This is a genomic window from Sphaerisporangium sp. NPDC049002 (genome assembly GCF_040649355.1).
In the GTDB taxonomy this organism is placed as follows: Bacteria; Actinomycetota; Actinomycetes; order Streptosporangiales; family Streptosporangiaceae; genus Sphaerisporangium.
The window spans coordinates 1-1988 of record NZ_JBEZFH010000414.1; the positions used below are offsets into that span (position 1 = coordinate 1).

2 protein-coding genes are annotated in these 1988 nt (G+C 67.8%); one reads left to right on the plus strand and one right to left on the minus strand.

Going from position 1 to position 1988, the window contains the following annotated elements:
- Positions 1-85 precede the first annotated feature (85 nt).
- On the minus strand, positions 86-460 hold the full coding sequence (locus AB0B89_RS36110) for a hypothetical protein (protein WP_358562202.1): 375 nt from the start codon (positions 458-460) through the stop codon (positions 86-88).
- A gap of 476 nt (positions 461-936) precedes the next feature.
- Here AB0B89_RS36110 and AB0B89_RS36115 point away from each other — a divergent pair.
- Positions 937-1988, plus strand: a 1052-nt coding sequence (locus AB0B89_RS36115) for an alpha/beta hydrolase (protein ID WP_358562205.1), incomplete at its 3' end; no start/stop codon positions are given.

Sequence of the window (1988 nt, forward strand, 5' to 3'; positions counted from 1 at the left end):
AGATCGGTCCAGCGGTTGGAAGTACTCACTCACTCGCGGCTACCAGGCACCGAGTCTGCCCGATCAGCCGACCCGGTAGCTTCCATTAGCGGTAGCGGAACCCGTCGAGGAAGCGGCGGAAGAGGCCGCCGGCGCGGGGCAGGGGCGGGCCCGGTGGCGGGGCGACCGGGCGTTGACGGGCGATGGGCCGCTCGTAGTCGGTCCGCGCGATGGCGTCGACGACCTGCTCCTCGTCGAAGTCCTCGGAGCCCTCGATCATGGGGACGTATCCGACGAGCATCCCGTCGCGCATCACCTGGGCTTCGAGGCCCGCGGTGCCGTCGGTGTCCCACTCGGCCTCGCGCCCGCCCGGCAGTGACACCCGTATCCCGAACTGGTCGATGCCGACCCTCGCCAGGTGGCCGTCTATGCCACGCTCGCGCAACGCGTCGACGACCCGTCGTGCCCGGTTCTCTTCCACCTCTCCCAACATAATGCGGCCGGGTCTCGACCGCTCACCCGATGCCCGTAGATCTCGGCCGCGGCCTCGCACCGCGTGGCCGCCGCCCCCGTCCGGCGTGACAGACCTTGGCGACTTGCCCAAATGAATAGTGAGATAGGACGATTTATCCGTTTTCGCCCTGACAGGGGAACGCACCAAAGTGTCGCTAGCTTGGTAAAGGCATTTTGGAAGAAGACGCCGGCGTCCCGGGTCGGACAAGCTTCGTTCGACCACGTCGGCGATCTACCGCCTCGGCGGGCGCCGCCCAGAACGACACTTCCGCCGTATACGCCGATCGCTGATCCGCCCTGCCGCGGAGAAGGAATCATGCCGCTCGAATGCCGGGTCACCACGTGGTTCTCTGCTCATGGAAAGGGAATTTCGAAATGCCGCAGGACGAAACGACCTTGCACGTAACCGCGCGACCGGCGAGAAGAGCGTTCAGCGCGAGGAGATTGAGGCGAGCCGTCTTCAGTACGGCCGTCGCCCTGGTGGTCGGCATGATCACCACCACCGCCGGCGCCGGGGCCAGCGCGTTCCCCGAGGAGCCCACCGTGGGGCCCGCCGCGTTCGCCCCCGGCTTCACCCACGGCAAGGTGGCGGTGTCCGGGACCACCCTCCACTACGTCAAGGGCGGATCCGGCCCGGCCCTCGTGCTCCTGCACGGCTGGCCGGAGACCTGGAAGATGTGGCGCCAGGTGATGCCCGCGCTCGCCACCTCGCACACCGTGATCGCCTTCGACCTCCCGGGACTGGGCAACTCGTCCATCCCGACCGGCGGCTTCGACAAGGCCACCACCGCGCAGCGGATCCGGCAGGCCGTCCACGCTCTGGGCTACACCCAGGTGCAGCTGCTCGGCCACGACCTCGGCACCCTGATCGCCTACCCGTACGCACGCGACTACCCGGGCGAGGTCACCCGGTTCGCCGTGCTGGAGTCGCCGCTCCCGGGCTTCGGTCTCGAAGAGCTGTACCACCTCAGCTGGCACTTCCGGTTCAACATGTCCCCGTCTCCGATCCCCGAGACGATCATGGACAACAAGGACGTCAGCACCTATCTCAACATGATGTTCAACTTCAGCCACAACGGTCAGGGCATCGACCGTGAGGCCTTCTACAAGGCGTACGCGAACCCGGCGAGGCGCCACGCGGGATACGAGTACTACCGGGCGTTCGCCGCGGACGCCACGAACAACCAGGCGAACGCCTCCACCCGGCTGAGCATGCCGGTGCTGGCGATCGGCGGGCAGTACTCCTTCGGGACCGGCGTGGCCGACTCGTTCAACCAGGTCGCCGACGACGTCCGCCCGGCCGTCGCACCCGACGCGGGCCACTTCATCCCCGAGGAGAACCCGACCTTCCTCAGCGACTGCGCCAACCTGTTCTTCGGCGCCCAGAACACCCCAGCCCAGCGGCCCGAACTCGCCGGCGTAGGCCCAGCGGGGGTCGTCGGCCTCGTTGAGCGCCTCGTAAGCGTTGCCCGAGTCCGGCTCGTGAGGATTCCCCG